The sequence below is a fragment of the Corynebacterium sp. S5S1 genome (assembly GCF_001913985.1).
Lineage (GTDB): Bacteria > Actinomycetota > Actinomycetes > Mycobacteriales > Mycobacteriaceae > Corynebacterium > Corynebacterium marquesiae.
Genome location: NZ_MKXT01000085.1, coordinates 3,114 through 5,924, shown reverse-complemented (window position 1 = coordinate 5,924; position 2,811 = coordinate 3,114). Strand labels below are relative to the sequence as shown.

Genomic DNA, 2,811 nt, shown 5'->3' with positions numbered 1-2,811 from the left:
CGAACGGGTTTGTGGGACAGCCTGCATAAAGAAAACAAGCTACAAGCTCAATTGTGCGCATCAGCGGACTATAAGGAAGGATTTGCGGCCTTCAACGAAAAACGTGAACCGAAATTTACCGGTCAATAAAACCCTGCGTAGGCAGTCAATGAACGCATGAATAGATGAATATACGAATAAAGGAGCAATAAACATGGCTACTAACGACGCTTTCTTGGTATCTGCGAAACGCACCCCGGTTGGGCGCTACGGCGGGGCATTATCTGCGGTGCGCCCGGATGATCTCGCCGCATTGACTATCAAAGCAGTACTTGAAGACACCGGGCTTGAAACCACGGCGGTGGATGAAGTGGTCTACGGCAATGCCAACGGTGCAGGAGAAGAAAACCGGAACGTGGCCCGAATGGCCTGGTTACTTGCCGGTGGTGATGAATCTGTTCCAGGCATGACGATCAATCGGCTGTGCGCATCAGGCATGTCCGCAATTTCGGTTGCCAGCGCCATGGTGCAATCAGGACAAGCCGACGTTGTTATTGCAGGCGGAGTGGAATCGATGTCCCGTGCGCCTTGGGTGATGGAAAAGCCGACCAAAGGTTTCGCCAAACCAGGTGAAGTATTTGATACTGCGATTGGATGGCGATTTGTCAACGAAAAATTCGCTGCGAAGGACAAAATGACTTATTCCATGCCGGAAACGGCTGAGGAAGTCGCGCGGCAGCGAAATATTTCCCGGGAAGATGCTGATGAATTCGCTGTACAGTCGCACGAACGTGCTTTGCAAGCGATTGCTGCTGGAAAATTCGATCGGGAAATAGTGCCAGTTAGCGTTGTTGGACGCAAAGGTGCGGTGACGGTCGTTGATACAGACGAAGGACCACGGCCGGGTACGTCGGCCGAAGTCTTATCCCGGTTATCTCCGGTTGTGGCAGGCGGAGAAGTCACAACGGCGGGTAATGCATCGTCCTTGAATGATCATCAGCGGTGGTTGTAGCTTCACAAGCAGCAATTGATAAATATGGTCTGCAACCGCGCGCTCGTATAGCAGGCTCCACAGCTGTTGGCGTAGCACCGGAAATTATGGGAATTGGACCGGTGCCAGCAACAAAGAAACTCTTGAATGTCACCGGGTGGGAATTATCTTCGGTTGATGCAATCGAACTCAATGAGGCCTTTGCCTCGCAATCCCTTGCCTGCATCCGGGAGTTGGGCCTTGCTGAGGCGAAAGTCAATGCCTGGGGCGGGGCAATTGCTCTTGGACACCCACTTGGATCCTCTGGGTCACGGCTTGTCACTACTTTGCTGCACAGGTTGGAAGATGCCCAGGAACAACGAGGTATTGCCACGTTGTGCGTCGGTGTTGGGCAGGGCTGTGCGATAGCTATTGAACGAGTCTGATCAGCCAAAGTTCTGACCAGTACAAATAAGGAAAGAAGCGATATGACTTTTCCAGAATTCCGGACCCTCCGAATCCAGCAGCACGACGACTGCGTAGTTGCGCAGCTTGACCGGCCACAGGTGCGTAATGCCATAGACCAGGTCATGGTCGACGAGTTGCATGAGTTATGCGGGATTGTGGAAAAAGACCCGCAGACTTTGGTCATCACTGGTTGTACCGTGGAGACTTCCCATGGGGAAAAATCCGTCTTTGCCTCGGGTGCAGATATTGCTCAATTGCGTGAACGACGCCGTGACGACGCGCTGCGCGGTATCAATTCCACGATTTTCCAACGGATCGCGCAGCTACCTGCTCCCGTCATTGCTGCCGTTGATGGTGTTGCACTGGGTGGCGGCCTGGAATTGGCATTAGCTGCTGATTTCCGGATTGCGACCCCGGAAGCAAAATTTGGTCAGCCAGAAGCACAGCTCGGAATCATCGCTGCTGCTGGTGGGACTTACCGATTGAAAAATTTGGTGGGTGAAGCCGTCGCAAAGGAGATCCTGCTCGCCGGGCGAATTCTGGATGGGACCGAAGCAAAAGAGACCCATCTGGTCAATGAATTGTATTCAGCAGACGAATTAGTGGCAGGAGCGCACGATCTCGCGGCACGAATCGCGAAGCAGGATCCTTTAGCAGTACGCATCACGAAGCGAGTATTGGACATGCCTGAGGCCGCTCATCCGCAGGTCGATAACTTGGCACAAGCAATTTTATTTGAATCCGATGCCAAATTTGAACGTATGCAGGAATTTTTAGACCGCAAGAATAAGCGATAAAAACTGGAGTCAGGAGAAAATACAATGAGTGAAACCGCAGAGTCACCAACCACAGCGAAGAGCTTCCCAGATCGGGTCGGTGTCATGGGAGGCGGACGAATGGGTGCAGGGATTGCGCATGCATTTTTGTCCGCGGGCGCAACCGTCATAGTCGTCGACATTAATGATGATGCTTTAGAAGCTGCACGCAATCGCATCACCAAATCTGTTACCGGATCGATCGACCGTGGTGCTCCCGGAACCGCTGAGGAATGGATGCAGCGTGTACAGCTCAGTACGGATGCTGGCGATTTTGCTGACTGTCGTCTCGTTGTTGAAGCAGTGCCCGAGTCGATGGAGCTGAAAACTAAAGCCTTTAACGCGATTTCACAAGCAGCGCCCGAAGCTGTGATTGCTACTAACACGTCGTCGCTGTCAGTCACAGAACTTGCCGACGTGGTCACGAACGATGTGATCGGACTACATTTTTTCAATCCGGTACCAGCGTCAAAACTGGTAGAGGTCGTCGTCGCCAAGAGCACCCCAGAGAAACTGGTGAGTGATGCTCAAGAATGGGTAGAAGCCCTCGGTAAAACGCCAGTGGTGGTCAAAGATGCA

At 52.5% G+C, this 2,811-nt stretch carries 2 protein-coding genes and 1 pseudogene; all 3 read left to right on the top strand.

Annotated elements, in window-relative coordinates:
* Window positions 1-193 precede the first annotated feature (193 nt).
* Window positions 194-1,395, top strand: a pseudogene (locus BKN05_RS12325) (acetyl-CoA C-acyltransferase).
* A 42-nt stretch (window positions 1,396-1,437) separates the two neighbouring features.
* Entirely contained in the window at window positions 1,438-2,214 is a 777-nt protein-coding gene (locus BKN05_RS12320) for an enoyl-CoA hydratase/isomerase family protein (RefSeq protein ID WP_286688767.1), read from the top strand.
* Window positions 2,215-2,238: 24 nt separating this feature from the next.
* Window positions 2,239-2,811: 3-hydroxyacyl-CoA dehydrogenase family protein (locus tag BKN05_RS12315; protein ID WP_286688766.1), on the top strand; the 573-nt coding region annotated here is incomplete at its 3' end.